The sequence below is a fragment of the Corynebacterium sp. zg-331 genome, from assembly GCF_014267345.1.
GTDB lineage: Bacteria > Actinomycetota > Actinomycetes > Mycobacteriales > Mycobacteriaceae > Corynebacterium.
This window is the reverse complement of sequence record NZ_JACMYD010000017.1, coordinates 1-5,400: the sequence shown is the minus strand read 5'-3', so window position 1 is coordinate 5,400 and position 5,400 is coordinate 1. Positions and strand designations below refer to the sequence as shown.

The 5,400-nt window shown below is 54.1% G+C and carries 3 rRNA genes; all 3 read left to right on the top strand.

Features of this window, described 5'->3' with window-relative positions:
• The first annotated feature begins 345 nt into the window (after nucleotides 1-345).
• A 16S ribosomal RNA gene (locus H7347_RS10510) occupies nucleotides 346-1,870 on the top strand.
• A 231-nt stretch (nucleotides 1,871-2,101) separates the two neighbouring features.
• Nucleotides 2,102-5,181, top strand: a 23S ribosomal RNA gene (locus tag H7347_RS10505).
• A gap of 87 nt (nucleotides 5,182-5,268) precedes the next feature.
• Nucleotides 5,269-5,387, top strand: a 5S ribosomal RNA gene (gene rrf, locus H7347_RS10500).
• The 16S, 23S and 5S rRNA genes sit together here, the layout of an rRNA operon.
• Nucleotides 5,388-5,400 lie beyond the last annotated feature (13 nt).

Below are 5,400 nucleotides of genomic sequence, written 5' to 3'. Positions count from 1 at the left end.
TGGCCTGGGTGTTTGTGTGTGTGGTGGTGGGTGTGTAGGTTATGGGGAGTCGCCGCGGCACCAACCCGGATGGTGTAAGTAGAGTCTTGGGTGTGGGTTGTGGTTGTGTTGTGTGAGAACTCGATAGCGTACCAATGCACTGATTGATAACAGTGATTATTTTTTAGTGTTTCATTCATTCTACACCCCCTCTTTGTTTGTGGGGTGTGTGCCAGTGGTGGTCGGCAGGCCACGGTAAAATAATGATGCGATGTGATCATCATCTTTTGTGGGTGGTGGTTGGCTGATGAATGTGATTTTTTGTCAGTTTTGTTTTGCTAGGTTTGGGCTTTTCACGAGCCTTATTTTGTGGAGAGTTTGATCCTGGCTCAGGACGAACGCTGGCGGCGTGCTTAACACATGCAAGTCGAACGGAAAGGCCCTTTCGGGGGTACTCGAGTGGCGAACGGGTGAGTAACACGTGGGTGATCTGCCCTCAACTTCGGGATAAGCTTGGGAAACTGGGTCTAATACCGGATAGGACCATCGTTTAGTGTCGGTGGTGGAAAGTATTTTTTCGGTTGGGGATGAGCTCGCGGCCTATCAGCTTGTTGGTGGGGTAATGGCCTACCAAGGCGGCGACGGGTAGCCGGCCTGAGAGGGTGTACGGCCACATTGGGACTGAGATACGGCCCAGACTCCTACGGGAGGCAGCAGTGGGGAATATTGCACAATGGGCGCAAGCCTGATGCAGCGACGCCGCGTGGGGGATGAAGGCCTTCGGGTTGTAAACTCCTTTCGCTACCGACGAAGCTCTTTGGGGTGACGGTAGGTGGAGAAGAAGCACCGGCTAACTACGTGCCAGCAGCCGCGGTAATACGTAGGGTGCGAGCGTTGTCCGGATTTACTGGGCGTAAAGAGCTCGTAGGTGGTTTGTCGCGTCGTCTGTGAAATTCCGGGGCTTAACTTCGGGCGTGCAGGCGATACGGGCATAACTTGAGTGCTGTAGGGGTAACTGGAATTCCTGGTGTAGCGGTGGAATGCGCAGATATCAGGAGGAACACCGATGGCGAAGGCAGGTTACTGGGCAGTTACTGACGCTGAGGAGCGAAAGCATGGGTAGCGAACAGGATTAGATACCCTGGTAGTCCATGCTGTAAACGGTGGGCGCTAGGTGTGAGCCTCTTCCACGGGGTTTGTGCCGTAGCTAACGCATTAAGCGCCCCGCCTGGGGAGTACGGCCGCAAGGCTAAAACTCAAAGGAATTGACGGGGGCCCGCACAAGCGGCGGAGCATGTGGATTAATTCGATGCAACGCGAAGAACCTTACCTGGGCTTGACATGCACGAGATCGACGCAGAGATGTGTTTTCCCTTTGTGGTTGGTGTACAGGTGGTGCATGGTTGTCGTCAGCTCGTGTCGTGAGATGTTGGGTTAAGTCCCGCAACGAGCGCAACCCTTGTCTTATGTTGCCAGCACGTGGTGGTGGGGACTCATGAGAGACTGCCGGGGTTAACTCGGAGGAAGGTGGGGATGACGTCAAATCATCATGCCCCTTATGTCCAGGGCTTCACACATGCTACAATGGTCGGTACAATAGGTTGCGAGACCGTGAGGTGGAGCTAATCCTTGTAAAGTCGGCCTTAGTTCGGATTGGGGTCTGCAACTCGACCCCATGAAGTCGGAGTCGCTAGTAATCGCAGATCAGCAACGCTGCGGTGAATACGTTCCCGGGCCTTGTACACACCGCCCGTCACGTCATGAAAGTTGGTAACACCCGAAAATCATGGCCTAACCCTTGTGGAGGGAGTGGTTGAAGGTGGGATTGGCGATTGGGACGAAGTCGTAACAAGGTAGCCGTACCGGAAGGTGCGGCTGGATCACCTCCTTTCTATGGAGTTTATATTTGTGTGAATCTGGGTGGAGGCACATCCTGTGGGGGTGTGGGGTGGGTGGTTGTTGTTGTGGTGTGTTGGTGCGTTGTTGGGTGTCTGGCGCAGCATGTGTGTGTTGTGTCTGGCCTTGCTGCTGTGATCGCATGTGTGTGGTTGTGGTGTGGGGTGTGTTGTGTGAGAACTGTATAGTGGACGTGAGCATCTTTGTTTTTCTGTGTGTTTGTTTTGTTGTTGCTTGTAAGGGCGCATGGTGGATGCCTTGGCATGCTGAGCCGATGAAGGACGTGGAAGGCCGCGATAGGCCTCGGGGAGTTGTCAATCGAGCGTTGATCCGAGGGTGTCCGAATGGGGAAACCTGGCCAGTGTCATTGCTGGTTACCCGCTGCTGAATGTATAGGTGGTGTGGGGGTTTACGCGGGGAAGTGAAACATCTTAGTACCCGTAGGAGAAGAAAACAAGAGTGATTCCGTTAGTAGTGGCGAGCGAACGCGGAGGATGGCTAAACCTATTGCGTGTGATACCTGGCAGGGGTTGCGTGGTGGGGGTTGTGGGATGCATGTGTGTCGTATCTGCCTAGTGCGGCGCGCGCTGTCATTGGTTAGCGGAAGTGGCTTGGAATGGTCTGCCGGAGTGGGTGAGAGTCCCGTACGTGAAGGCTGGTGGTGGTGTGTTGTGTGTGTTCCCGAGTAGCAGTGGGCTCGTGGAATCTGCTGTGAATCTGCCGGGACCACCCGGTAAGCCTGAATACTCAGTGTGACCGATAGCGGATGAGTACCGTGAGGGAATGGTGAAAAGTACCCCGGGAGGGGAGTGAAAGAGTGCCTGAAACCGTGTGCTTACAATCCGTCAGAGCCTTTTGTGTGGGGTGATGGCGTGCCTTTTGAAGAATGAGCCTGCGAGTCAGCGGCATGTCGCGAGGTTAACCCGTATGGTGGGGTAGTCGTAGCGAAAGCGAATCCTAATGGGGTGTTGTTAGTGGCATGTTCTGGACCCGAAGCGGGGTGATCTACCCATGGCCAGTGTGAAGCAGCTGTAAGAGGTTGTGGAGGCGCGAACCCACGTAGGTTGAAAACTGCGGGGATGAGCTGTGGGTAGGGGTGAAAGGCTAATCAAACTCCGTGATAGCTGGTTCTCCCCGAAATGCATTTAGGTGCAGCGTCACATGAGCTTGCTGGAGGTAGAGCTACTGGTTGGTTGAGCGGGACTATCATCTTAGCAATGTCAGCCAAACTCCGAATGCTGGTTTAAGTGTTGTGTGGCAGTGAGACTGTGGGGGATAAGCTCCATTGGTCGAGAGGGAAACAGCCCAGATCGTCGGCTAAGGCCCCTAAGGGTGTGCTAAGTGGAAAAGGATGTGGGATCGCGAAGACAGCCAGGAGGTTGGCTTAGAAGCAGCCATCCTTGAAAGAGTGCGTAATAGCTCACTGGTCGAGTGGTTCTGCGCCGACAATGTAGTGGGGCTTAAGTACACCGCCGAAGCCGCGGCAAACTTTTTTGTTTGGGTAGGGGAGCGTCGTGCATGTGTGGAAGCAGTGGGGTGACCTGGTGTGGAGTGTGTGCGAGTGAGAATGCAGGCATGAGTAACGATATGGCAAGTGAGAATCTTGTCCGCCGTATGACTAAGGGTTCCTGGGTTAAGTTCGTCTTCTCAGGGTGAGTCGGGGCCTAAGGCGAGGCCGACAGGCGTAGTCGATGGATAACCGGTTGATATTCCGGTACCCGTGTGTATGCGACAAGTAGTGAATCGGTGATACTAACCGCCTACTGGCCTACATGCAGTCTTTTTGAGGTTGTTGTGGTGTTGGTGCGTGGGGCCTGAGCTGGTAGTAGCTAAGTGATGGGGTGACGCAGGGAGGTAGCTGGGCCACTTATTGGATTGTGGTGTAAGCGTGTGGCACGCGGCATAGGTAAATCCGTGTTGTTGTTGTGTGAGGCGTGATGCGTAGCCCGTGTGGGTGATGCTGGTGATCCTGTACTGTCGAGAAAAGCCTCTAGCGAGTGTGCATGCGGCCCGTACCCTAAACCGACACTGGTGGTTTGGTAGAGTATACTAAGGCGTTCGGGTGAACTGTGGTTAAGGAATTCGGCAAATTGTCCCCGTAACTTCGGGAGAAGGGGACCCCCGTGTGGTGTGGCATCTTTGCGGTGTTGTGCTGTGTGGGGGCGCAGAGGATAGAGGGAAGCGACTGTTTATTAAAAACACAGGTCCGTGCGAAGACGTGAAGTTGATGTATACGGACTGACGCCTGCCCGGTGCTGGAAGGTTAAGAGGACCTGTTAGATCATTTTGGTGGTCGAAGCGGAGAATTTAAGCCCCAGTAAACGGCGGTGGTAACTATAACCATCCTAAGGTAGCGAAATTCCTTGTCGGGTAAGTTCCGACCTGCACGAATGGCGTAACGACTTCCCTGCTGTCTCAACCACAGGCCCGGTGAAATTGCAGTACGAGTAAAGATGCTCGTTACGCGCGGCAGGACGAAAAGACCCCGGGACCTTTACTATAGCTTGGTATTGTTGTTTGGTTCGGTTTGTGTAGGATAGGTGGGAGACTGTGAAGTATGCACGCTAGTGTGTGTGGAGTCGTTGGTGAAATACCACTCTGGTCGGATTGAGCATCTTAACCTTGGCCCATGATCTGGGTTGGGGACAGTGCCTGGTGGGTAGTTTAACTGGGGCGGTTGCCTCCTAAATGGTAACGGAGGCGCCCAAAGGTTCCCTCAGCTTGGTTGGTAATCAGGTGTTGAGTGTAAGTGTATAAGGGAGCTTGACTGTGAGAGTGACGGCTCGAGCAGGGACGAAAGTCGGGACTAGTGATCCGGCATCTACTTGTGGTTGTGGTGTCGCTCAACGGATAAAAGGTACCCCGGGGATAACAGGCTGATCTTCCCCAAGAGTCCATATCGACGGGATGGTTTGGCACCTCGATGTCGGCTCGTCGCATCCTGGGGCTGGAGTAGGTCCCAAGGGTTGGGCTGTTCGCCCATTAAAGCGGCACGCGAGCTGGGTTTAGAACGTCGTGAGACAGTTCGGTCTCTATCCGCCGCGCGCGTGGAAACTTGAAGAAGGCTGACCCTAGTACGAGAGGACCGGGTTGGACGTACCTCTGGTGTGCCAGTTATCTTGCCATGGGTAGGGCTGGTTGGCTACGTACGGGAGGGATAACCGCTGAAAGCATCTAAGCGGGAAGCCTGTTTTGAGATGAGGTTTCGTGTGAGGTTCCCTGGAGATGACGGGGTTGATAGGCCAGGTCTGTAAGCCTTGTGAGGGGTGTGGTGACTGGTACTAATTGGCCGAGGTTGAACAATGAAGTGTAACGAGCATGTGGTTGTTTGTGGTGTTTGCGTCTGCTGTGCAGTGTCTGGCATGGCATGCCCTGTGGTGGGGTTGTGGTTGTGTTGGTGGTTGATGGTGGTGGGGAAACGCCCGGTCCCTTTTCGAACCCGGTAGCTAAGCCCATTTCATGCTGATGGTACTGCATTCGTTGGGGTGTGGGAGAGTAGGTTGCTGCCAACACTAAAAATTCATA